Below are 22,389 nucleotides of genomic sequence, written 5' to 3'. Positions count from 1 at the left end.
ACGAGGGGAATGGGAATGGCCATCGATTTGAGTCAGTTCTATCAGGTGTTCTTCGAAGAGGCCGGCGAGCACCTGGCCGCGATGGAAGGGCTACTGCTCGAGGTGGATGTCGAGGCGCCGGACTTGGAGACGCTGAACGCCATCTTTCGCGCGGCGCATTCCATCAAGGGCGGGGCTGGCACCTTCGGCTTCGGCGACATGGCCGAGGTGACCCATGTCCTGGAGACCCTTTTGGACCGGCTGCGCAAGCAGGAGCTGGCGCCCACGGTCGAGATGATCGATGCCTTCCTCCAGGCGGGCGATGTCCTCAAGGAGCAGCTCGCCGCGCATCAGTCCGGAACCGAATACGAAGATCCGCGCGTCGCGGAGGTCTGCCAGCGGCTCGAGATCCTGGCTCGACTGGATCCGACGGAGGGCGGTGACGCGATCGAGCCCGTCGCCGCGAGCCCGGCGGCGCCGCGCGAGCCGGTGACCTGGCAGCTGCGCTTTCGGCCAAGCGAGATCGGGCCGCTCTCGGGCGCGGATCTTCGCGCGCTTGCCGATGCCCTCGTCATGCTCGGTCCGCTCGAACGGGTGCGGGAGGATGCGGAGGATCTCCACCATTGGCGTCTGACGAGCGCCAGCGACGAGCGTGGCATCCGCGATGTCATCGCCTTCCTCGGCGACCCGGAGCCTGTCGAGATCACGGTCGACAGCGCCGTTTCCCAGCAGACCGCTTCCGCGTGCCTGGAGGATGAGGAAGAAGACGGATTCGGCTTCTTCGCCGGGGCGCCGGGTCGCGCGCCGGCGCTGGAGCAGAATGAGGATGAGGATGGATTCGGTTTCTTCGCCGGGGCACCCGGTAGCGAGCAGGCACTGGATCAGGAGGAGAGCGGTTTCGGACTCTTCGGCGGCAGTCCTGGGATGCAGGAAGTCGCTGCCGTCGCGAGCCGGAGTCGCGCCGAAGAGGCGCAGGGTTTCGGCTTTTTCGACGCCGCGCCCGGTGTGCCTGAAGAGGCTGGCGATCACGAGACATCCGCAAGCGCGGCGCAGCCCCTGCGTTCGATCAAGGGGGGCGAGCGCAAGCCCATGGCGGCCGGGGCCGCGCGTCCCGCCGCCGCCGAGACCTCGATCCGCGTGAGCGTGGAAAAGGTCGATCAGCTCATCAATCTGGTCGGCGAGCTGGTCATCACGCACGCCATGCTCGCGGAGTCGGCCTCCAACCTCGACCCCGTGCTCTTCGAGCGCATCTTCAGCGGACTCTCCAACCTGGAGCGCAATTCGCGCGACCTGCAGCAGGCGGTGATGTCCATCCGCATGATGCCGATCAATTTCGTCTTCAACCGTTTCCCGCGCGTGGTGCGAGACACCGCGGCGAGTTTGGGGAAGAAGGTGACGCTCAAGCTCGTCGGCGAGGATACCGAGCTGGACAAGGGGCTGATCGAGCGTCTGGCCGATCCGCTCAACCATCTGGTGCGCAACAGCATCGATCATGGCATCGAGCTGCCGGAGCAGCGCCGCGAGGCGGGCAAGCCCGAGATCGGCGAGATTCTGCTGCGCGCCAGCCACCGTGGCGGCAGCGTCGTGGTCGAGGTGAGCGACGACGGCGCCGGACTCAGCCGCGAAAAGCTGTTGGCCAAGGCCGCGAAGCAGGGCATCCCCATGCCCGAGAACCCGACTGACAAAGAGGTCTGGCAACTCATCTTCCATGCCGGATTCTCGACGGCGGAAAAGGTGACCGACATCTCCGGTCGCGGCGTCGGCATGGACGTGGTGCGGCGCAACATCGAGGAGATGAACGGCCGGGTCGACATCGACTCCAAGCCGGGCCGGGGCACCCAGATCACCATCCGGCTGCCGCTCACCCTGGCGATCCTGGACGGTCTCTCGGTGCGCATGGGCGAGGAGATCTTCATCCTGCCGCTCACCGCCATCCGGGAGTCGATCCAGCCGAGACCCGAGCAATTCAAGTCGGTTGCGGGGCGTGGCCAGTTGGCGTTGGTCAATGGCGAGTATCTGCCGCTGGTGGTCCTGCACGACGTCTTCGGCTTCGCCGGGGAGAAGATTCGGCATGAGGACGGGATCCTGGTCATCGTCGACACCAACGAGGGGCGCGCGGCACTGCTGGTCGAGGAGTTGGTCGCCCAGCATCAGGTCGTCATCAAGAGCCTGGAGACGAACTACCGCAAGGTCGAGGGCGTCTCGGGTGCCACCATCATGGGCGACGGCCGCGTGGCACTCATCCTGGACGTCGATGCCCTGGTTCGACTCAACCGCAAGGCGGCTTGAGCCGATCCACTGGCAACTTCTCCACTGACAACTTCTCCACTGATAACTTCAAATCCATCGGAGCCTAAGACATGAACGTTTTGAGCCAGGAGGGGGCCTCGACGATGAGCGACGATTCGCGGGAGTACCTGACCTTCACTCTCGGCGACGAAGAGTATGGGATCGACATCCTCAAGGTGCAGGAGATTCGTGGCTACGACGCGGTCACCAAGATTGCCAACTCGCCGGCCTTCATCAAGGGCGTGATCAATATGCGCGGCGTGATCGTGCCCATCATCGACATGCGCCTGAAATTCAACTTGGGTCAGGTCGAGTACAACCAGTTCACGGTCGTCATCATTCTGAATATCGCCGGACGGGTGATCGGCATGGTGGTCGATGGCGTCTCGGATGTGATTGCGCTCGGTCGTGACAAGATCAGCTCCGCACCCGAGTTCGGCGCCGTGATGGATACCGATTACATCGATGGTCTGACCACGCTGGAAGATCGGATGATCATTATGGTGGATATCGAGAAGCTGATGACGAGCGCGGAAATGGGCCTGGTCGAGCAAGTGCAGACGGCCGTCGCCTAGGGTGTGTTCCTTGAATACGGGATCTGATGTCCTTGTTCATCCTTTCCGCCGCGCGGTCGCGATTCCGGCGTGGGGCGTTCAGGCTGGTCGCTACCCTTGAAGAGGCGGATCACCCTGGCGGGTATCCGCCCTACCGGCCTGGAACTCGACCAATCATCTTGCCTAGGACACTTTCATGATGTTTAGAAAAAGCCTGCAAGCCAAGCTCTACCTCGCCGTTGCCATTCTTACCCTCGGCGTGGTGTTGATCCTCGTCGGCGTCTTGGCGTTGAACGGCAGCGCCGCCATGCGTGCTCAGGCGGGGAAGGAGGTTGCAGCCGGGCTGGATTCGGCCGAACGCTTGTTGGCCGTGACCGACGCGATCATGAAGGAGCGTGTCCAGGCGTCGATGGCCTTGCTGACGCAAGGGGTCGAGGCTCTTGGCACCGCGTCGCTGGGCGAGAGCGTCACCGTGGGCGAGCGCCAAGTCCCCGATCTGTTGCTGGGTGGGCAGCCACAGGCCAATCGGTTCGAACTGGTGGATCGCGTCACGGCGATTGCCGGCGGCACGGCGACCCTGTTCGTTCGGCAAGGCGATGAGTTCGTGCGCGTCTCCACCAACGTCATGCGCGAGGGCAAGCGCGCCATTGGCACCGTGCTCGATCCCAACGGTAAGGCGATCCAGGCGATTCGCGCGGATCAGCCATTCTTCGGTCAGGTCGATATTCTGGGGAATCCCTTCCTGACCGGCTACGCGCCCATCCATGACGCCACGGGGGCCGTGATCGGGATCAGCTATGTTGGCTACAAGGCTGACCTGAAGGTGCTGGAGGATGGGATTGCCGACAGTCATATTCTGAAGCGGGGGCTCATGGTCCTGCTCGACGATCGCCAGCGGGTACGCATGCACAGCCGCGATGCGGACCCAGAAGTGGTCGCAGCGATGGTTGCCGGTGCGCCCGCAGGTTGGGTGGTCGAGCGTCGGTCGTTCGCGCCCTGGGGTTACAGCGTCCTGGCGGCGTTCCCCGAGTCCGAAGTGACCGAGGCGGTTCGTGCACAGATCTTGAGCGTGGTCGGTATCGGTTTGGGCATCGGCGCAGCCTTGGTGTTGCTACTGGGCTGGATCACTGGTCGCTTGGTGGTCCGTCCATTGCGCGATCTGGTGGGAAAATTCGCGGCGATTGGCGGCGGCGACTATGACCAGGTCATCGACGAGGCGCGCGAAGACGAGGTCGGCCAGGCGCTCAAGGGGCTGGCCAGCATGCAGTCCAAGCTCAAGACCGACATGACCGAAGCCCGTCGCGTGGCCACCGAAAGCCTACGCATTCGTTACGCGCTCGATAGCGTGGCTTCGAACGTGATGCTGTCGATGCCCGACGGCGAAATCGTCTATGCCAACCCATCGATCATCGAGATGTTTCGCAAGGCCGCTCATGAGATTCGCAGCGATCTGCCGAATTTCGATCCCGAGCGTTTGGTCGGATCCAGTCTCGACGTCTTCGACAAGAACCCCTCGCATCAGAACCGAATGATGGAGGTCATGCGTTCCCGGCATGAGGCCCAGATCACCATCGCTGGGCGCATTTTCAATCTGATCGCCAATCCCATTGCGGACAAGGACGGTTCTCGCATCGGCACGGTCATCGAGTGGGAGGATCGCACCGAGGAATTGAAGATCGAGCGCGAAGTGACCGCCCTGGTGGAGGCCGCCGCGGCCGGCGATTTCTCCAATCGGGTGGCGACGCATGATCTCGATGGTTTCTTCAAGCGTCTCGGCGAAGGCATCAATACCTTGGTGGAGATCACCGCGCGCGGCCTGGGCGAGGTGGCTCGGGTGCTCGATGCGGTCTCTCAGGGTGATCTGAACCAGCGGATGGACGGCGACTATCAGGGCACCTTCGGACAGCTGAAAGACAGTACCAATGACACAGTGGGTACGCTCAAGCAGCTGATTGGCCAGATCAAGGAATCGGCCGACACCATCAATACGGCGGCCGGTGAGATCGCATCCGGCAACTCGGACCTCTCGCAACGCACCGAGGAGCAGGCATCCAGTCTTGAGGAGACCGCCTCGAGCATGGAAGAGCTGACCTCGACGGTCAAACAGAACGCGGACAACGCCCGCCAGGCGAACCTGCTTTCCAGTGGCGCGCGTGACTCGGCGAGCCGCGGCGGTGAGCAGGTCAAGGCCGCTGTCGCGTCCATGCAGGTCATCACCGCGAGTGCCGAGAAGATCAGCGACATCATCTCCGTCATCGACGGCATCGCCTTCCAGACCAACATCCTGGCGCTCAACGCCGCGGTCGAGGCGGCGCGGGCCGGCGAGCAGGGACGCGGGTTCGCGGTGGTCGCGGCGGAGGTCCGCAGCCTCGCGCAGCGCTCGGCCACGGCGGCGAAGGAGATCAAGGTGCTGATCCAGGAGGACGCGCAGGCTATCGCGACCGGAAGCGAGCGGGTCCACGCGGCGGGCGAGAGCATGGAGGAGATCGTCAACCAGGTGAAGCGGGTCTCCGACCTCATCGCCGAGATCTCCGCCGCCTCGGACGAGCAGACCTCGGGGATCGAACAGGTGAATCAGGCCATCACGCAGATGGACGACGTCACCCAGCAGAACGCCTCGCTGGTGGAGGAGGCGGCGGCTGCCGCCGAGTCGCTTGAGGAGCAGGCGCAGGGGCTGGCGCGGGCCGTGAGCGTCTTCCGCGTCGATGGCGCCGAGGGCGGACGCACCCAGGCTCTAGCGCCGCGTCCGACGGCGAGGACGCCTGCCGCGCCCACGCCCGAGGCTCGCGCGAGTCGCGGTGCTGCCGCGCCGGTGCGCATGGGGCAGAAGGGGCGGGCGGCGACGGCGCGTGCGACCGGCCCAGCCGTGCCGGCTCAGTTGCAGAGCGCGGAGGACGAGTGGGAGGAGTTTTGACGCTCGCAGGCTGAGCGTCGATGGCCGCGGTGTCCGAATCAATTAGGCGCGCAACCAGCCTCTCGCGAAGAGAGCGGGGCAGCCGCAACGATGGGGTCGTGTCAATTGTCTTCCGAATCAGCGACGCGCGAGCGCGAGTTTCAGTTCACCCCCGCGGATTTCGAGCAGATCCGCGGGCTCATCTACGAGCATGCGGGCATCTCGCTCAGCGACGGCAAGGTCGACATGGTCTACAGCCGTATCGCCCGTCGTCTGCGCGCCAATGGGCTGAACACCTTTCAGGGCTATCTGAGATTTCTCGATGAGAACCCGGAGGAGTGGCAGCACTTCACCAACTCGCTGACCACCAATCTGACGTCCTTCTTCCGCGAGCAGCATCACTTCCCGATCCTGGCCGAGCGCGCCCTGGAGGTGAAGCGGAAGGGTCAGAATCCGGTCACGCTCTGGTCGTCGGCCTGCTCGACGGGCGAAGAGCCCTATTCCATGGCCATGACCATGATCGATGCCTTCGGCACCTGGAAGCCGCCGGTCAAGATCCTGGCGACCGATCTGGACACCAATGTCGTCAAGCACGCCTACAAGGGCGTCTACCCGATCGAGCGGGTGGAGAAGCTCTCGGAGGAGGTGCGCAAGCGCTTCTTCCATCGCGGCAAGGGGGCGCAGGCCGGCATGGTGCGCGTGCGCCCCGAGGTGCGCGCCCTGGTCAGCTTCCACCCGTTGAACCTGCTCGACGACCACTGGCCGATGCGCGGACGCTTCGACGTCATCTTCTGCCGCAATGTGCTCATCTATTTCGACAAACCGACACAGTACAGGCTCTTGGCGCGCTTCCATCCCCTGCTGCGCCAGGACGGTCTCCTCTTCGTGGGCCATTCGGAGAGCCTGACCCATGTTTCGGACCTCTTCCGTCTACAAGGCAAGACGGTCTATGCCCCATTGGGCAGTCAGTGAGCGGAGAACCCGATGGATCATGGATTCGAGGAAGTCTTGGCGCCCAATCTCTACTACGACCGTCATTTCGAGACGGACGCGGTCAAGATCCTGCCGGGGGAATACTATGTCTCCAGGCGTGAGATTCTCATGGTCACGGTGTTGGGTTCCTGTGTTGCCGCCTGCATTCGGGATCGCGTGAGCGGCACCGGAGGCATCAATCACTTCATGCTGCCGGACGACAAGCGCGACGACGACAGCCGCTTTGGCCGCTCCATGCGCTACGGCGACTACGCCATGGAGATCCTGATCAACCAGCTGCTCAAGCTCGGCGCGCGGCGCTCCAACCTGGAGGCCAAGATCTTCGGCGGTGGCAACGTGCTGCCTGGCTTCAAGAATCACGTCGTGGGGGAGCGCAACGCCACGTTCGTCGTCGAGTACCTGCGCACCGAAGACATCAAGGTCACCGCCCAGGACTTGCTGGGCAACTATCCCCGCAAGGTCTACTTCTTCCCGACGACGGGACGCGTGCTGGTGAAGAAGCTGCGGAGCATGCACAACGACACCATCATCGAGCGCGAGCGCAGCTACCGCGAGACGCTGCGCCAATCGAAGATGGAGGGCGAGGTCGAGTTGTTCTCCTGACATACGCTGTCGGAGTCTGTCGAGCTCGGTGATCGGGCCAAGCCCGGAAGGAGAGTAGATGTTGGACAAGATCAAAACGCACTGGCCACCGCTCAGCATCAGCGTGCTGGTGTGGCTGCTGTCTCTCGTGATTCCGGGCGTCTTGCCAGCCTGGGCGTGGGTCCTGAGCGTGGCGCTGATTTGGCCTCTCTGGGGCCTGCGCCGCCAGCGCGCGCCGGCGCCCGAGGCGTCTGGCGCTCTCGCGGCGCCTGGGCCGTCATCGACCGGACAGGCCGAGCACGAACTCTGGGATCTGGTGGTCGAGACCGACGGACTCATCGGCCCGCAGATGGTCGAGCTGCGCCAGTTGGTGGGGCAGGCCATGGACTTGGTCGGTCACGCGGCGCGTGATCTCCATTCCAGCTTCACCGGGCTCTCGGAGGAGTCGCGCGCGCAGCAGGGGCTGGTGATGCGCCTGGTCACCCAGAGTGCGGGCGATGGGCAGGATCACAGCGATCTCATCGATATCAATCAGTTCCTGCAGGCGAACAGCGAGCTGCTGTCCGAGAACGTCGCACGGCTGATCGACATGGGCAAACACAGCATCCAGGTCGCGCATCAGATCGACGATCTCACGACCCAGATGAACGACATCTTCGAGCGGCTGGACGGCGCCAAGCGCATCGCGCGTCAGACCAATCTGCTCGCCCTCAATGCCGCGATCGAGGCGGCCCGCGCCGGCGAGGCAGGGCGCGGCTTCGCGGTCGTGGCCCAGGAGGTGCGCAAGCTCTCCCAGGACGCCGCCGAGTTCAACGACCAGATCCGCGACCAGGTCGAGGCGGCCCAGTTCGTGTTCCAGGACACCCGTGACATCGTCGGCGAGATGGCATCCCAGGATCTCAACGCCTCCATCACCGCCAAGGGCGCCATGGACGAGATGATCGTTCAGGTTCAGAGCCTCAACGCCATGGTGTCGCAAGGCTTGAGCGAGCTGGCGGTCGTGGTCGAGCGCCTCCAGTCGAACGTCGGCGCCGCCGTGCGTCTGCTCCAGTTCGAGGACATCACCCGTCAGGTGCTGGTGCAGGCGCAGATGCGCATCGATTTCATGGACAGGTTCGTGGCGGACCTCAAGCTCATTCCCTCCGGCCAGCTGCGCTCGCCGGAGGACATCGCGCAGGCCAAGCAGCGGCTCGAGACCCTGCGCACCGAGCTGATCGCGGCGGCCCATCGCCCCGTGAGTCAGCAATCCATGGACGAAGGCGATATCGAGCTCTTCTGAGGTGCCCGTGGCCAACCCTATTCGCGTTCTCATCGTCGACGACTCGGCCCTGGTGCGGAAGCTGCTGACCGAGATCCTGGGCCAGGCGCCCGGGATCGAGGTGGTGGGCGCCGCGCAGGATCCCTATATCGCGCGCGACAAGATCAAGGCGCTGGATCCGGACGTGTTGACGCTGGACGTCGAGATGCCTCGCATGGATGGGCTCACCTTCCTGCGCAATCTCATGCGCCTGCGCCCCATGCCGGTGGTGATGGTGTCGTCCCTGACGGCGAAGGGCGCCGAGGTGACGCTGCACGCCCTCGAGCTGGGCGCCGTCGATTTCGTGCGCAAGCCGGACATGGACCTGAGATACGGCTTGCAGGAGTACGCGGACGAGTTGGTCGCCAAGATCCGCGCGGCGGCCGGGGCTCGGGTTCGGGCGTTGCCACCGCTGCCAGCCCGTGCCGCCGCGGCCGAAGGGCCGGCCGAGATCCCACGGCGGGCCATCCAGTCCTTCCGCACGACCGACCGCGTCATCGCCATTGGCGCCTCGACCGGCGGGACCGAGGCCATCAAGGAGGTGTTGCTGCGGTTGCCGCCGGATACGCCCGGCGTGGTCATCGCGCAGCACATCCCGCCGGGCTTCAGCGCGGCCTTTGCCGAGCGCATGAATCGTCAGACCGGCCTGGTGGTCAAGGAGGCCGCCGAGGGAGATCGCGTCATGTCCGGGCACGCCTATGTGGCGCCCGGCGACTTCCATCTCGAGATCGCGCGCGATGGGGCCAGATATGTCTGCCGGCTGAACCAGAACGAGCCTGTGAACCGGCATCGGCCCAGCGTCGACGTGCTCTTCCGCTCCGTCGTCAAGGCGGCCGGAACCAATGCGACCGCCGCCTTGCTCACGGGCATGGGCGCGGACGGGGCCGAGGGGCTCAAGGAACTGCACGAGATCGGCGTCTATACCGTTGCTCAGAACGAGGCGACCAGCGTGGTGTGGGGCATGCCGGGCGAGGCCGTCAAGCGCGGCGCGGCGCGGGAGGTTCTGCCCTTGCAGCAGATCGCGGATGCCCTGCTCAAGGGTGCGGCGGCCAAGCGCTAGACGCTGAAGATTCAATCAAGCTGAAGATTCGATCAATAAGACAACACGGAGCTACACATGGGTGTCACGGCACGTTCTGACGCGGAGAAGTCCCAGGTCGTCATCGCCATCGACGGGCGCTTCGACTTCTCCCAGCACAAGGCCTTCAGGGAGGCGTACAAGGATGCGACGGGCAAGACGACCAAGTTCGTCGTCGATCTCTCGGATGCCTCCTATCTCGACAGCTCCGCGCTCGGCATGCTGCTTCTGCTGCGCGAGTTTGTCGGCTCCGACCCCAAGCGGGTCAGGATCACGGGCGCCAGCGAGGATGTGGCGCGCGTGCTGAAGATCGCCAACTTCGACAAGCTGTTCACGGTCGACTGACCAAGTGCCATGCACGCCCTGAACGCCTCGCGAGACCTCCCGGCCCCCTTGGGCCTTGCCGACTCCGGCCCGCGTTGGCTGGGGCGGCGCGGTTACGCGATGATCGTGGAGCCGGATCCGCGCATCGCCGAGGTGATGGTGCCGGTATTGGCGGCCCACGCCTGCGGTTGTCTGGTCTTGACGACGGCCGAGGAGGCGATCGCCCGCTTCGAGGCGGAGCGGCCGGACATCGTCTTCGTCGGCACCGATTTGCCCGGCCTGGACGGCTTCGAGGCCACGCGTCTCATCAAGGCACTCGCCGGCGACCGTTTCGTCCCGGTCATCCTCACGGCGCACCAGCGTGACGAGGCGCTCTTGCTGCGCTGCATCGAGTCCGGCGCCGACGACTTCCTCTTGAAGCCCTTCAGGGCGAGCGCGCTCAGGGCGCGCATCCTGGTGATGGAGCGCGTCTGTGGACTCCAGCAGCGGATGTCGGAGCGCAACCAGACCGTTGCCGCACTCCTGGAGCGCGAGCGCATGGAGCAGGCGCTGGCCGAGCGCGTCCTGGATCGTGCCGTGAAGGGGCGTAATGTCGTCATGGACCAGATCGGCATGGTGTTCCGCCCGGCGGCCATTTTCAGCGGCGACATCGTGCTCACTCAACACCTGCCGAACGGCGCTTTGCGTCTCCTGATTGGCGACTTTACCGGCCATGGCCTGGCGGCGGCGGTTGCGGCCTTGCCGGTGGCGGATGCCTTTCATGCGATGACGCGCAAGGGCGTGAGCGATGCCCAGGTGCTGGCCGAGCTCAACCGCAAGCTCTATCAGCTGCTGCCCGCGGATCGCTTCATGGCGGCCATCCTGGTCACCATTCCGGCCAATTGCGAAGAGCTGCGGTGGTGGAATGGCGGCATGCCGAGCGGTTGGTTGAAGACCAGCGGCGGCTTGCGGGAGCTGACGGCGCATGCCCTGCCCTTGGGCATTCTCCCCGATCTGCCGTTGGAGGAGTCGCCCCGGCGGGTGCGGTTGAGCCGGGGCGATCACCTGCTGTTGATGACGGACGGCCTGCTCGAGGCCCATGATCGCGAGGAGCGCATGTTCGTCACCGAGGGTTTTCCGGCCGTGCTGGACGCCTGGCGCGAGCCTGAGTCCGGCCGCATTCTGCCAGCGCTGTGCCAGGCACTGGACCTGCATGGCCAGGGCGCCGAGCAATTGGACGACATCGCCGTTCTGGATATCCCGATCGAGACGGGGCTCTTCGGGACGCCCGCCCCGGTCTCTGACGTACCCATGCACAGCGGCTGGACCCTGACCCTGGAGCTGGAAGGCGAACGGCTGCAGATCCAGCCAACGCTCGAATCCATGCTGGGGCCGCTGGGACTCGTGGATGGCTTGCGCAAGGAGATAGTCGTGCTCGAAACCATCCTGACGGAACTCTATGCGAATGCCCTGGAGCACGGCGTGCTCAAGCTGGATTCCACGCTCAAGGCCACGCCGGAGGGATTCGACGCCTTCTACAAGGAGCGTGCGCGACGGCTCGGGGACGCATGCTCGGGCAGCGTCTCCATCCAGGTCGACTTCGAGCCGAGCGCCGATGGCGGCTCTGTTCGCATGCAGGTCCGCGACTCGGGCGAGGGTTTCCGCGAAGCGGACACCCGGGCGCTGGCGCTCGATACGCAGCGGCCCTGGGGGCGCGGAATCCCCTTGCTCAGGCAGCTGTGCGAGTCGGTTCGGTTCCACGGCGATGGCTCACGGGCCGAGGTCGTCTACCGATGGCCGTTGCGGCCCGATCCCCTGCGGGCGGGGCGAAACATCGGTACCCCAGCGTTTTCGAACCAATGAGATCCGCAGGTGACGGAAGGAATCCCCATGCCGCATGTCCAATCTCTTTCGCCCGAGGGGACGCCGCACGCTCGCCTCGCGAGGCTGCCGGCGTGCTCGCGGGGCAAGGCGTTGGTCGTGGACGACGATCCAGTGAATCTCCAACTGGTCAAGCGGATGCTCGAACTGGAGGGGTTCAGCGTCTGCACCGCGATCGACGGCGAGCAGGCGATCCGCTGCTTCGAGCGCGAGCGCCCGGACATCGTCCTCATGGACATCATGATGCCGGTGATGAACGGCATCGAGGCGACCCGTCGGATCAAAGCCGCGGCGGCGGGCGATTTCGTGCCGGTCATCTTCCTCACGGCCCTCTCCGACGAGGAGACCATGATGGGCTGCATCCAAGCCGGCGGTGACGATTTCCTGACGAAGCCCTTCAGCTTCACGCTGCTCAAGGCGCGGATCCTGGCGACCGAGCGCGTGCGTGAGCTGCAACGCCGCATGGCGGCGAGCAGCCAGCCATTGGCGGATCTGCTGGAGCGCGAGCAACAGGAGCAGCAACTCGCCGAGCGCGTCTTCAGCCGGGCCATCAACAACCGCAATGTCAGCAGCGAGCATCTGAGCTGCCTGCAGACCTCGGCGGCGACCTTCGGCGGTGATCTCTTGTTGACCCAGCACCTGCCGGACGGTGGTCTGCGGATTCTGATGGCCGATATCACCGGGCACGGGCTTGGGGCGACCATTGGCGCCCTCCCGGTCGCCGATGCGTTCCACGCCATGACGCTCAAGGGCGTCGAGGACGCCGAGGTGCTGAATGAAATCAACCGCAAGCTGCATGGACTGCTCCCCTCCGACCGCTTCATGTCGGCCTGTCTCATCACGCTGTCCGGCAGTGGTCGCCGGCTCAGCTGGTGGAACGGCGGCATGCCGAGCGCCTGGCTGAGGACGCGCGCTGGCCTTCAGGAGCTCGCCTCTCACGCCGTGCCTCTGGGGGTGCTGAGCGAGCTGCCGCCCGGCGATCTGCCGCGCGAGCGGCGGGTCGAGGTCGGTGACAGCCTCTTGCTCTTCAGCGACGGCTTGATGGCGGCGCGCGACCAGGGCGATCAGGCCTTCGGTGCGGTCCGGCTCGATCCCCATCTCACCGACTGGACCCATGGCGAGCCGATCTTCCCGGCGCTTGCCGAGTCCTTGCGGCAACACTGTGGAGAGACTCCGCAGCGCGACGACATCGCGCTGCTGGAGCTTCGCATCGCGCCGGTCTGCATCGAGGTGCCCGAGCCGGAGTCCGGCCAGGCGCTCGGTGGAGACTGGGCCTGGTCGCTTGAGCTCGCGCCCGAGGATCTTGCCAGGGCAGGGTCTCTTCAATCCCTGCTCAAGCCACTCGGCCTGCTGGACGGCATCGAGTCTCAGCGCGAGGCCCTGGAACGACTCTTCGCGGCGCTGCGCGCGCATGCGCTGCGGGATGTCGACATCAAGGTCCTGGGGCAGGATCCGCGACAGTCTGATCCGGGTCGGGTGAGGCTCGAAATCCGCTCTACGCCACTCCCGGAGGGTGGACGCATCTGGATTCGGATCATGGGTCACGCGGGCGGCGGGGCCGTCGCGGCGGCCGAACACCCGAGCGCGAGGCAGGAGACGCTGCGGGGCCTCTGCGAATCGTTCAGCGAGGATGCGCGGCGGCAGGTCATCGAGGCCGTCTATCGCTGGTGAGGGGCTCGATGGTCGAGGCGGATGACGGGCGAAGACGATGTCCTGGGGTCGCGGACACCGCCATCCTGACGATCCCAGTTCGTCACCCTGGATCCGGCGGTTAACCGCCGGATCCAGGGTCACTGCATGATGAATCCGGTGAAGTAGATTGCGCTGATGGCTGGCCTTCCGGCCTGTGCCGTCATGGTCTCGCGCAAGTCGCTCAGGAGTTCGCCGCGCAGGGCGTCACGCGCCTCGGTCGTCGTCAGGGTGCTGCCGTCGCGTCCGGCGAGCAGGCTGATCAGGCGGTCGCGGAGACGGGGCATGTGGTGTGCCACCAGGTCGGCCTCTTCCTTGCTCTCGATGAAGAGCTGGATGTCCACGCGCAGATACCTGGCCTTGCTCGGGTTGGAGAGATTGACGACGAGCGCGGGATCGATCTCCATGTAGCCGGGAAAATCCCCGGTGGCGCCCGAGCCGCCGCCGCTCGCAAACGCCAGTGTGGTGGGTAGCATGAGGGCCATGGCCAGGAAGATGCCTGCGTGGCGATTCATCGACAGCATCGCGAACCTCGGGTGTGCGTTAGGTTGATGGTCGAGCCGGCCGTTTCGGGCGGCCGGCTTGCTTCTGGATAACTGGTTACACCTGCTCAGAACTCTTCCCAGTCGTCGTCTTCGCGCGCCGGCCGGGGTGCATGGTGTTTGGGCGCCGGGGCTGGCTCTTGCTTGGAGCGCGAGTTCGCAGGCCCTGACGCCTCTGCGGCGGGGCCTGGGGTCGGGCGGATGCGGGCGACATTGGTCGCCCGCCGCGGACCACGGCGCTCCCGGCCGTTCCACGGCGGGTCCTGCCTTGGCTCGCCGCGATCGAAGCGAAAGACGGCGACCGTCCCAGAGAGCTCGCGCGCCTGCTCCTCCAGGCTCTCGGTGGCGGCGGTGGCCTCTTCGACGAGCGCCGCATTCTGTTGCGTCATCTCGTCGATCTGGCTGACGGCACGCGTCACCAGCTCGATCTCGGACGACTGTTCGCGGCTGGCGGCGGAGATCTCAGAGACCAGCGTGGCGACCTCTTTGAAGTGCCGGATGACGGCGTCCATCTCATCGCCGGCCTGGGTGGCCAGTCGAGCTCCGCCCGCGACCTGCGCGACCGACTCGTCGATCAGCGTCTTGATCTCCTTGGCCGCCTGAGCGCTACGCTGCGCGAGCTGCCGCACCTCCGCGGCGACGACCGCGAATCCCTTGCCCTGCTCCCCGGCGCGGGCCGCCTCGACGGCGGCATTCAACGCGAGGATGTTGGTCTGGAAGGCGATGGAGTCGATGACGCCGATGATATCCGCGATCTTGCGGCTCGACTCCTGAATGTTCCCCATGGTGCCGGCCAGGGCCTTCACGGTTTCTCCGCCCTGCTGGACGGTCTGGCTGGCGGTGTCGGCAAGACCGTTGGCTTGGGCGGCGCTCTGAGCATTGCGCTGGACGGTCTGGCTCAGTTCTTCCATGGAACTGGCGGTCTCTTCCAGCGAGCCTGCCTGGGACTCGGTGCGCGAGGAGAGGTCTGAATTCCCCATGAAGATCTCCTGGGCGGCGCTGCTGATGGATTGCGTCGATTCCAGGATGCCCCCGACGATCTTCTTGAGTTGGCGAACCGTCGCGTTGGTGTCCGCCTTGAGGGCGCCGAAGGTGCCGGCGTAGTCGGCGGTGATCTGCTGGTTGAGGTCGCCATCGGCGATGCCGTGCAGCACGCGTGCGATGTCGGCGAGGCCGGCCGAGACGATCTCCATCAGCCGGTTCATCTCCTCGGCGACCTGGCGGAAGAAGCCGTGCTTGTCGGTGGTGCTCATGCGCAGGCTGAAGTCGCCGCGCAGTGCGGCGTCGAGCAGGTTCGCAAGCTCGCGCTCGGCCTTGATCTCGTTGGTGCGGTCCGCCCACTCGACCACGGCGCCGATGCGGTTGCCATCCGCGTCGACCACGGGATTGGCGACCAGGCGGAAGATGCGCTCGCCCAGCTCCATCTGGATGCTTTGTTCGTGCCGCAGGTCTGTGAGCAGACCCACGTGCCCGCCGGGATGGCGCTGCAGTGCCTCGAACGGCGTGCCGAGGAGGTGGCCCGCATCGAAGCCTGGCAGGACCTTGCGGATCTGGGGCGCCGATTCGCGCATCAGCCGGGCGACGGCGGCATTCATGAAGATGATGTTGCCCAGATTGTCGACCAGCATCATGTTGGTCGACGCCTTGTCCAGCGCGATCTGGACCCGCAGGCGCTCGGCCGCGATGCGCTGCTCCTTTTCGATACGGTCTTTCAGCAGGTGCTGCATGGTCTTCATGGAGGCCAGCAGGCTGTCTTCATCGCCCGCGCGCAGCGGGATGGCGTTGTCGAGCGTGCCGTCTGAGATGGCGCGCGCCACCTCGACGGCAAAGGCGGGTTCGCCGCCGATTTGTCTCAGGATGCCGCGTGCGATCCAGATGCCGAGCCAGACGGTGAGCACCAGCACGCTGCCGGCGAGCCCGAGATAGGCCAGGAGGTGTGTTCTGGTGGCCTGCGCGGTCTGCACCAGACCCGTCTCGATGTCGGCGGAGAACCGCTGCTCCACTTCGCGGAGCAGATCGATCTTCGCGGTGATCTGGTCGAACCAGGTCGTCGGCGAGTAGTTGAGATCGGCGCCGACGCCCTTGTCCCTGACCATCTGCTCCACGCGCGCGACCTCGGCGACGATCGGCCGGCTCAGGCGATCGGCCAGGAACGCCTGTTGCGCAGGCGTTGCATAGGCCTGGGTGAGGCGCAGGTAGTTGGTCTGGTCGCTGAGCAGCGTGAGCAGGATGTCGAAATTGGCCGCCGTGATCCGGCCGGCGCCGAAGGCCCCGGAGAGAATGGCGCGCTCCTGGCCGTTGCGTTCCTTGAGGTAGAGCAGGGCGCTCTTGGCATTGGCCAGCCGCTCCAGGTGGGCATCCGGCAGCTCATTGCCGGAGCGGATGGCGATGTCCAGCAGGGTGGCGATGATGGCGCTGTAGCTGCTGAAGGACTCGGCCGGCGTGACCTTCAGATCGCCGATGCGGGTGCGCAGATCCGGGAGGTCGCCCAGTCCGGCAGCGGCCTCGTCGAGCAGCGTGCGGTACTCGGGCGCGACCGCGGTCGGGTCGATCCCGCCGATGGCGGCCTGCAGCTCGGCGACGGCGGTGAGGGCGGCCTGGCGTTGAGCCGGGAGTCGGTCGGCGAAGGTGTCGCCCTTGCTCGCGAGGAAGCCGGCGCTCATGCCGCGCTCCTTCTGCAGCGCGTGGGCGACCTCGCCGAGCGCGACGACCACGCGGCCAACGTCCTCCGCGTGCTTGACCTGAGCCAGCTCGGCGAGCAATTGTGACGCCCCGAAGACGGTGAGCGCGAGTAGCGCGGCGGCCGGGATCCCGGCGATCAGGAGGAGCTTGGTCTTGATTCTGAGTGTGTTGAGCATGCCGATAAGCCTTGGCGAGATCCGGGGAGGCTGGCCGTCGGGTGGTGCGATGGTCTGCCCGCAGGCGGCGCGGATCGGGTCCGAGCCCCAGGGGCCGTCGCCCGATCGGGATTGGTCCCACGAATGATGTCACGGGCTGTGGCGCAGGATCAGAGACCTCGGTCGCGAAAACCCGACATCCAGACGGCCATGCGCGAGCTGATTGCCCAGGTGCGCGCGGCGATCCCGTTCGAATCCGCCGAGGCCCAGCTGTGCTCCGGGGTGTGCAACGGCTGCTCCAGGAAACTGCTGGAGTACCTCGACACAGAGCTGGAGGACTGGGAGCGGCGTCTGGCGCAGGGCGAGAAGCCCGGTCTCGACGACTTCTCCCGTCTCATCCGCACCAGCAGGAAGATCCATCGCGTGCTGGAGCGCAATGGTCTGGTTGAGGCGTCGAGAGGCGCGGATGACTGAGTTCGGGTTGGCAGGTTTCAGGTGTCAGGTGTCAGATCCCCTGGCGTCTTGAAGAGTGCGAATAGTTTCGCTGTGTGCAGGAGAACCGCGTCGAAACCCGTTCTGCAACGCGCGGGGTCTCCGACGCGGGCCGCTCGCTCCAGCGCCGACATGGCGGCATCCAGCGCGGGAACGCCGCAGTAGCTCGTGGCGCCGCGGACTTGGTGGGCATATTCCGCGAGTCCGGGCCAGTCGGATTCGGCCAGGCAGGCCTTGAGCGATTCGATCTCGTCCGGAAGGCCGTCGAGCAGCGCGGCCATGAGATCAGCGGCCAACTCGGCGTCGCCGCCGGCGTACTCCAGTGCCGCGGCCTGATCATGCACCGCAAGATCAGCGCCCGAGCTGGGCATGTCGGTCGTCTTCATCTGAGTGCTCTCCGTCTTGCAGTCGATGCGGCAAACAGCCGTTTGCCGTCGCGCCGATACCAACGGAACTCTACCGACATTGGCCGTTCTCGGTCCAGCGCTCGACAGCGCGGTTTGCTGGCCTCTGGCTGGAGGCTGTAAGCTCCCGGCGCATGCGCCTCAGGCTTGCAAGAGACCATTGGCGTCGACGAACCCATTGCCAGAGGGCCAGATGACTTATCCGACGATCGAAGACTTCGTGGGCCGCACGCCGTTGGTGAGGCTGCGGCGCCTGCCAGGCGAGACGGACAACCTCGTCCTCGCGAAGCTGGAGGGCAACAACCCGGCTGGCTCGGTGAAGGATCGGCCCGCACTCAATATGATCCGCCGCGCCGAGGAGCGCGGCACCATCCGGCCGGGCGACACGCTCATCGAGGCCACCAGCGGCAATACCGGCATCGCCCTGGCCATGGCGGCCGCCATGCGCGGCTACCGGATGCGGCTGATCATGCCCGAGCACATGAGCGAGGAGCGCCGTGGCGTCATGAAGAGCTTCGGCGCGGAGATCATCCTCACGCCCAAGGCCGGAGGCATGGAAGCGGCCATCGATCTGGCCAAGGACATGGAGCAGAGGGGGGAGGGGATCCGTCTGGATCAGTTCTCCAACCCGGACAACCCGGCGGCCCACTATGAGACCACGGGGCCGGAGATCTGGGCGGACACAGAGGGCCGTGTGACCCACTTCGTGAGCGCCATGGGGACGACCGGGACCATCATGGGGACCGGGCGCTACCTCAAGGAGCGCAATCCCCAGGTCCAGATCGTCGGCGTGCAGCCGGAGGAAGGCTCGAACATCCCCGGGATCCGCCGCTGGCCGGAGGCCTATCTGCCGCGTATCTATGACCCAGCCGGCGTGGACAGCATCATCGACGTCTCCCAGTCCCTGGCCGAGCAAACGGCGCGCGAGCTCGCGGCGAAGGAGGGCATCTTCGGCGGCGTCTCCTCGGGAGGCGCCGTCGCCGCCGCCCTGCGTCTCTCCAGGGACCTCCAGGGCGCGGTCATCGTCGCCATCATCTGCGACCGTGGTGACCGCTACCTCTCCACCGGCGTCTTTCCCGCCTGATACAGCCCACACCAAGCCGGACTGACACCTGCCAACTGAAAACTGCCAACTGAAAACTGACCTCCCCCGTGTCGAGAAAATCCAAGAAACCCATTCCCCAAGAGGCCGTCGAGGCCGAGATCGAGTCCCTGACCCACGAAGGTCGCGGACTGACCCACATCGACGGCAAGACGGTCTTCGTCGATGGCGCGCTCGCTGGCGAGCGCGTCCGCTTTCGCTATCGGCGTGTTCAACGGCGCTTCGACGAGGCAGTGGTCGAGGAGGTGCTGAGCGCCTCGCCGGATCGCGTCGAGCCCAGGTGCCCGCATTTCGGCGTCTGCGGCGGTTGCAGCCTGCAGCACATGGATGCCGAGGCCCAGATCCGCATCAAGCAGGAGAGCCTGGACGACGTCTTCGCCCGCATGGGCAAGGTGGCGCCCGAGCGCTGGCTCGCGCCCCTGACGGCCGAGCACTGGGGCTACCGGCGCAAGGCGCGCCTGGGTGTGCGCCGCGTCGCCAAGAAGGGCCGCACCCTGGTGGGCTTCCGCGAGCGTGGCAACGCCTTTCTGGCGGATCTCACCCGCTGTGAGGTGCTGCACCCCAAGGTGGGCGAGCGCCTCCAGGTCATCGGCGACACCATCGACCGGATGAGCATCCGCGATCAGTTGCCGCAGATCGAAGTCGCCATGGGTGACGCCTCCTGTGTGCTGGTGTTCCGGGTCATGCAGACGCCGACGCCCGAGGATGAGGCGCTGCTGCTGGCGCTCGGTCGAGAAGAGGGCTTCAAGATCTATCTGCAAGAGGGCGGTGTCGAGACGATCCGGCCGCTGCCGGGGCAGGAGACCGAGCTGAGCTACAGCCTGCCCGGCCATGGGCTCGACCTGGCCTTTCTGCCGACGGATTTCACGCAGGTCAACCTGGAGCTGAATCGGCGGATGGTGGATCAGGCGCTCGATCTGCTCGGGCTGGAGCCAGAAGATCAGGTGCTGGATCTCTTCTGTGGACTGGGCAATTTCACCCTGCCGCTGGCCAAGCGGGTGGCCGGCGTGGTCGGTGTGGAAGGCGATGCCGGTCTGGTCGCGCGTGCCCTGGCCAATGCGCAGCGCAATGGCATCGCCAACGTCGACTTCCAGGTGGCGGACCTCTATGGCGAGTTGGACCACCAGCCCTGGATGCGCCAGTCTTTTTCCAAGGTGCTGCTGGATCCGCCGCGCAGCGGTGCCTTGCAGGTGCTGGACTGGCTGCCGCGTCTCGGCATCGAGCGGATCCTCTACGTCTCCTGCTATCCCACGACCCTGGCGCGGGACGCAGACCGACTGGTGAATACGCTGGGCTACGAGCTGCGCGCGGCGGGTGTGATGGACATGTTTCCGCACACGGCACACGTCGAATCCATGGCCCTGTTCGAGCGCAAGCGCTAGCCGGAACGCCGTCCTCTCGGCCCCCGCGAAGGGGCCTGAGACGGTGGACTGTCGATCCTGTCCGAATCCCGACCAGGCGCCGGAGCGGTTGCTGGCCGGACACTGCCTGAGTAGAGCGAAATGGCCGTCGAAATCGAGCGTAAGTTTCTGGTGTGCAGCGACAGCTGGCGCGCCGCCGTCGAGGAGGAGACGCACATCCTGCAGGGCTATCTGGCCGAGGGTTCGGCAGCGACCGTGCGGGTGCGGGTCCGCGGCGACCTGGCCTATCTGACCATCAAGGGAGCCACCCAGGGCATCAGCCGGTTGGAGTTCGAGTACCGGATCCCGGTGGAGGATGCCGAGATCATGCTCCGTGAGCTGGCGGTGTCGCCCGTCATCGAGAAGGTTCGGTACCGCGTGCGCCGGGGTCGGCACCTCTGGGACTTGGATGTCTTCGCCGGCGAGAACGCCGGGCTGGTCATGGCCGAGATCGAGCTGGATGCGGAAGAGGCCGATTTCGAGCGGCCGGACTGGGCCGGTGAAGAGGTCTCCGGGGATCCGCGTTACTTCAATGTCAATCTGGCGCAGCTTCCCTATCGGCGTTGGTGACTGGCCCGCGCGGGCGCTGATCCTCCTCGTCCTCGCCGGTGCGGTGACGGGTTGCGATCGCGGCGTCCCGGACGACGGCGTGCTCAGGTTCGGTCTCTCGGGTCCGGCGCGCACGCTGGACCCGCGCTTCGCGACGGACGCGACCTCTGAGCGCATCAATCGGCTCCTCTATCGGCGCCTGGTCGAGTTCGACGATCAACGGCTGCCGGTTCCCGGGATCGCGACCTGGGAATCTCTGAGTCCGACGCACTATCGGTTCCGGCTCGGTGAGTCGGGCCGCGACTTCAGCGACGGCAGCCGACTCACGGCCGAGGACGTGGTGGCGACCTATGCCTATGTGCTCGACCCGGCCAACGCCTCGCCGCACCGCGCCCAGCTCAGCCTCATCGACTCGGTCGATGAAATCGGGTCGGACACCATCGATTTTCATCTGCGTGCCCCGGATCCCTTGCTCCCGGCCTATCTGGCCGAGGGTATCCTGCCGGCGGTCGTCGTCCAATCCGGGCGCAAGCTCACCGATGCCCCGCTCGGCAGCGGACCCTTTCGGATGCTGGAATGGCCGGAGCCCGGCCGGCTGGTGCTGGAGCGCCGCTCCGACGGGCAGGTGGTCGAGCTGATTGCCGTGAAAGACCCCAGTGTGCGGGTCATGAAGCTGCTGCGCGGCGAGATCCAGATGCTCCAGAACGACCTCTCGCCCGAGCTCGTCGACTACCTCGCGGCCCGGCCGGCGGTGCGGGTCGAGGTCCGGCCGGGCCGGAACCTCTCCTATCTGGGCTTCAACCTCGAGGATCCGGTCGCGGGCGATCCGCGGGTGCGTCGCGCACTGGCCCATGGCCTGGACCGCGAGGCGTTGGTGCAGGCCCTCTTTCGCGACCGCGCCGGACTCGCGGAGTCCATCCTCCCGCCCGATCATTGGGCCGGGAATGCCCAGCTGGCGCCCGTTGCGCACGACCCTGACCTCGCGCGATCCCTGCTCGCCGCGATCGGCCATGGGCCGGAGCGCCCGCTCGCGCTGACCATGAAGACGTCGAGCGATCCCTTTCGGATTCGCGTGGCGACGGCCATGCAGGCGCAACTGGCGGCCGTCGGCATCGCCCTGACCATTCGCAGCTACGATTGGGGGACCTTCTTCGGGGACGTCAAGGAAGGCCGCTTCCAGCTCTACGGCCTGACCTGGGTCGGCATCAACACCCCGGACATCTTCAGGTATGCCTTCCACAGCGGCTCCATCCCGCCCAACGGGGCCAATCGGGGCCGCTATATCAGCCCCGCGGTCGACGCACTCATCGATGCGGCGGGCGCCGCGCCAAACCTCGAGCAGCAAGCACGCGGCTATCGGGAACTGCAGTCGCGCCTGCACCAAGATCTGCCTTATCTGCCGCTCTGGTACGAGTCCCAGATCCTCGCCCATCGCCCGGAGGTCCAGGGTTACAGGCTGGCGCCGGATGGGAACTACGACGGCTTGCGGGACGTTCGGCTCGCGCCGATCGAGGCGCCGAACTGA

The 22,389-nt window shown here is 65.9% G+C and carries 18 protein-coding genes; 15 read left to right on the top strand and 3 right to left on the bottom strand.

Annotated features, from left to right (window positions below; all coding sequences use genetic code 11):
- The first annotated feature begins 15 nt into the window (after positions 1–15).
- From CKO23_RS11410 to CKO23_RS11365, 10 genes are all read left to right on the top strand, one after another.
- Positions 16–2,268, top strand: coding sequence for a chemotaxis protein CheW (locus CKO23_RS11410; RefSeq protein ID WP_200331130.1), 2,253 nt, complete (start codon positions 16–18; stop codon positions 2,266–2,268).
- A gap of 71 nt (positions 2,269–2,339) precedes the next feature.
- Positions 2,340–2,843, top strand: coding sequence for a chemotaxis protein CheW (locus CKO23_RS11405; RefSeq protein ID WP_200331128.1), 504 nt, complete (start codon positions 2,340–2,342; stop codon positions 2,841–2,843).
- 175 nt (positions 2,844–3,018) lie between these two features.
- Positions 3,019–5,736 carry a methyl-accepting chemotaxis protein gene (locus CKO23_RS26365; RefSeq protein WP_200331126.1) on the top strand — a complete coding sequence of 906 codons (2,718 nt, stop codon included), beginning with the start codon at positions 3,019–3,021 and terminating at the stop codon, positions 5,734–5,736.
- A gap of 105 nt (positions 5,737–5,841) precedes the next feature.
- On the top strand, positions 5,842–6,687 hold the full coding sequence (locus CKO23_RS11395; protein ID WP_242482371.1) for a CheR family methyltransferase: 846 nt from the start codon (positions 5,842–5,844) through the stop codon (positions 6,685–6,687).
- Positions 6,688–6,699: 12 nt separating this feature from the next.
- Positions 6,700–7,311 carry a chemoreceptor glutamine deamidase CheD gene (gene cheD, locus CKO23_RS11390; RefSeq protein WP_200331122.1) on the top strand — a complete coding sequence of 204 codons (612 nt, stop codon included), beginning with the start codon at positions 6,700–6,702 and terminating at the stop codon, positions 7,309–7,311.
- A 58-nt stretch (positions 7,312–7,369) separates the two neighbouring features.
- Positions 7,370–8,569: a methyl-accepting chemotaxis protein gene (locus CKO23_RS11385; protein ID WP_200331120.1), complete on the top strand. Its 1,200-nt coding sequence runs from the start codon at positions 7,370–7,372 to the stop codon at positions 8,567–8,569.
- Position 8,570: 1 nt separating this feature from the next.
- Complete coding sequence (locus CKO23_RS11380) at positions 8,571–9,647, top strand: chemotaxis-specific protein-glutamate methyltransferase CheB (RefSeq protein ID WP_200331118.1); 1,077 nt, start codon at positions 8,571–8,573, stop codon at positions 9,645–9,647.
- Positions 9,648–9,704: 57 nt separating this feature from the next.
- Positions 9,705–10,010, top strand: coding sequence for an STAS domain-containing protein (locus tag CKO23_RS11375; protein WP_200331116.1), 306 nt, complete (start codon positions 9,705–9,707; stop codon positions 10,008–10,010).
- 9 nt (positions 10,011–10,019) lie between these two features.
- Positions 10,020–11,831, top strand: coding sequence for an ATP-binding SpoIIE family protein phosphatase (locus CKO23_RS11370; protein WP_200331114.1), 1,812 nt, complete (start codon positions 10,020–10,022; stop codon positions 11,829–11,831).
- 117 nt (positions 11,832–11,948) lie between these two features.
- The gene (locus tag CKO23_RS11365) at positions 11,949–13,520 is read left to right on the top strand and encodes a PP2C family protein-serine/threonine phosphatase (RefSeq protein WP_346014598.1); all 1,572 of its coding nucleotides are present in this window, start codon (positions 11,949–11,951) and stop codon (positions 13,518–13,520) included.
- A gap of 119 nt (positions 13,521–13,639) precedes the next feature.
- Here CKO23_RS11365 and CKO23_RS11360 read toward each other — a convergent pair whose 3' ends face one another.
- Together CKO23_RS11360 and CKO23_RS11355 are read right to left on the bottom strand one after the other, a co-directional pair.
- Positions 13,640–14,053, bottom strand: a complete 414-nt coding sequence (locus CKO23_RS11360) for a flagellar basal body-associated FliL family protein (protein ID WP_242482370.1) — start codon at positions 14,051–14,053, stop codon at positions 13,640–13,642.
- 95 nt (positions 14,054–14,148) lie between these two features.
- Entirely contained in the window at positions 14,149–16,938 is a 2,790-nt protein-coding gene (locus CKO23_RS11355) for a nitrate- and nitrite sensing domain-containing protein (RefSeq protein ID WP_200331110.1), read from the bottom strand.
- A 189-nt stretch (positions 16,939–17,127) separates the two neighbouring features.
- Between CKO23_RS11355 and CKO23_RS11350 the strand changes: the two genes are divergently transcribed.
- Positions 17,128–17,391 (top strand): hypothetical protein, encoded by a 264-nt coding sequence (locus CKO23_RS11350; protein WP_200331108.1) that lies wholly within the window; start codon positions 17,128–17,130, stop codon positions 17,389–17,391.
- Between the two features lie 17 nt (positions 17,392–17,408).
- Here the strand turns inward: CKO23_RS11350 and CKO23_RS11345 are convergent, their stop codons facing one another.
- Positions 17,409–17,795 (bottom strand): Hpt domain-containing protein, encoded by a 387-nt coding sequence (locus CKO23_RS11345; RefSeq protein ID WP_242482369.1) that lies wholly within the window; start codon positions 17,793–17,795, stop codon positions 17,409–17,411.
- Between the two features lie 211 nt (positions 17,796–18,006).
- Between CKO23_RS11345 and cysM the strand changes: the two genes are divergently transcribed.
- The 4 genes from cysM (at position 18,007) to CKO23_RS11325 (ending at position 22,389) form a co-directional block, all read left to right on the top strand.
- Positions 18,007–18,897, top strand: a complete 891-nt coding sequence (gene cysM / locus CKO23_RS11340; protein WP_200331106.1) for a cysteine synthase CysM — start codon at positions 18,007–18,009, stop codon at positions 18,895–18,897.
- A 68-nt stretch (positions 18,898–18,965) separates the two neighbouring features.
- Positions 18,966–20,297: a 23S rRNA (uracil(1939)-C(5))-methyltransferase RlmD gene (gene rlmD / locus CKO23_RS11335; protein ID WP_200331104.1), complete on the top strand. Its 1,332-nt coding sequence runs from the start codon at positions 18,966–18,968 to the stop codon at positions 20,295–20,297.
- Positions 20,298–20,417: 120 nt separating this feature from the next.
- The gene (locus CKO23_RS11330) at positions 20,418–20,885 is read left to right on the top strand and encodes a CYTH domain-containing protein (RefSeq protein ID WP_200331096.1); all 468 of its coding nucleotides are present in this window, start codon (positions 20,418–20,420) and stop codon (positions 20,883–20,885) included.
- Complete coding sequence (locus CKO23_RS11325; RefSeq protein ID WP_200331094.1) at positions 20,848–22,389, top strand: ABC transporter substrate-binding protein; 1,542 nt, start codon at positions 20,848–20,850, stop codon at positions 22,387–22,389. The genes CKO23_RS11330 and CKO23_RS11325 overlap by 38 nt, the downstream gene beginning before the upstream one ends.

It is taken from the genome of Thiocystis violacea (genome assembly GCF_016583565.1).
Taxonomy (GTDB): domain Bacteria; phylum Pseudomonadota; class Gammaproteobacteria; order Chromatiales; family Chromatiaceae; genus Thiorhodococcus; species Thiorhodococcus violaceus_A.
Note: the sequence above shows the minus strand (reverse complement) of the source record. Positions and strands in the feature narration are given on the sequence as shown.

Bases quoted from the DNA above. Each gene is read 5' to 3' on its own strand.
- CKO23_RS11410 (WP_200331130.1), top strand. From the start codon at position 16: ATGGCCATCGATTTGAGTCAGTTCTATCAGGTGTTCTTCGAAGAGGCC.
- CKO23_RS11405 (WP_200331128.1), top strand. From the start codon at position 2,340: ATGAACGTTTTGAGCCAGGAGGGGGCCTCGACGATGAGCGACGATTCG.
- CKO23_RS26365 (WP_200331126.1), top strand. From the start codon at position 3,019: ATGATGTTTAGAAAAAGCCTGCAAGCCAAGCTCTACCTCGCCGTTGCC.
- cheD (WP_200331122.1), top strand. From the start codon at position 6,700: ATGGATCATGGATTCGAGGAAGTCTTGGCGCCCAATCTCTACTACGAC.
- CKO23_RS11385 (WP_200331120.1), top strand. From the start codon at position 7,370: ATGTTGGACAAGATCAAAACGCACTGGCCACCGCTCAGCATCAGCGTG.
- CKO23_RS11375 (WP_200331116.1), top strand. From the start codon at position 9,705: ATGGGTGTCACGGCACGTTCTGACGCGGAGAAGTCCCAGGTCGTCATC.
- CKO23_RS11370 (WP_200331114.1), top strand. From the start codon at position 10,020: ATGCACGCCCTGAACGCCTCGCGAGACCTCCCGGCCCCCTTGGGCCTT.
- CKO23_RS11360 (WP_242482370.1), bottom strand. From the start codon at position 14,053: ATGAATCGCCACGCAGGCATCTTCCTGGCCATGGCCCTCATGCTACCC.
- CKO23_RS11355 (WP_200331110.1), bottom strand. From the start codon at position 16,938: ATGCTCAACACACTCAGAATCAAGACCAAGCTCCTCCTGATCGCCGGG.
- CKO23_RS11350 (WP_200331108.1), top strand. From the start codon at position 17,128: ATGCGCGAGCTGATTGCCCAGGTGCGCGCGGCGATCCCGTTCGAATCC.
- CKO23_RS11345 (WP_242482369.1), bottom strand. From the start codon at position 17,795: ATGAAGACGACCGACATGCCCAGCTCGGGCGCTGATCTTGCGGTGCAT.
- cysM (WP_200331106.1), top strand. From the start codon at position 18,007: ATGACTTATCCGACGATCGAAGACTTCGTGGGCCGCACGCCGTTGGTG.
- CKO23_RS11330 (WP_200331096.1), top strand. From the start codon at position 20,418: ATGGCCGTCGAAATCGAGCGTAAGTTTCTGGTGTGCAGCGACAGCTGG.
- CKO23_RS11325 (WP_200331094.1), top strand. From the start codon at position 20,848: ATGTCAATCTGGCGCAGCTTCCCTATCGGCGTTGGTGACTGGCCCGCG.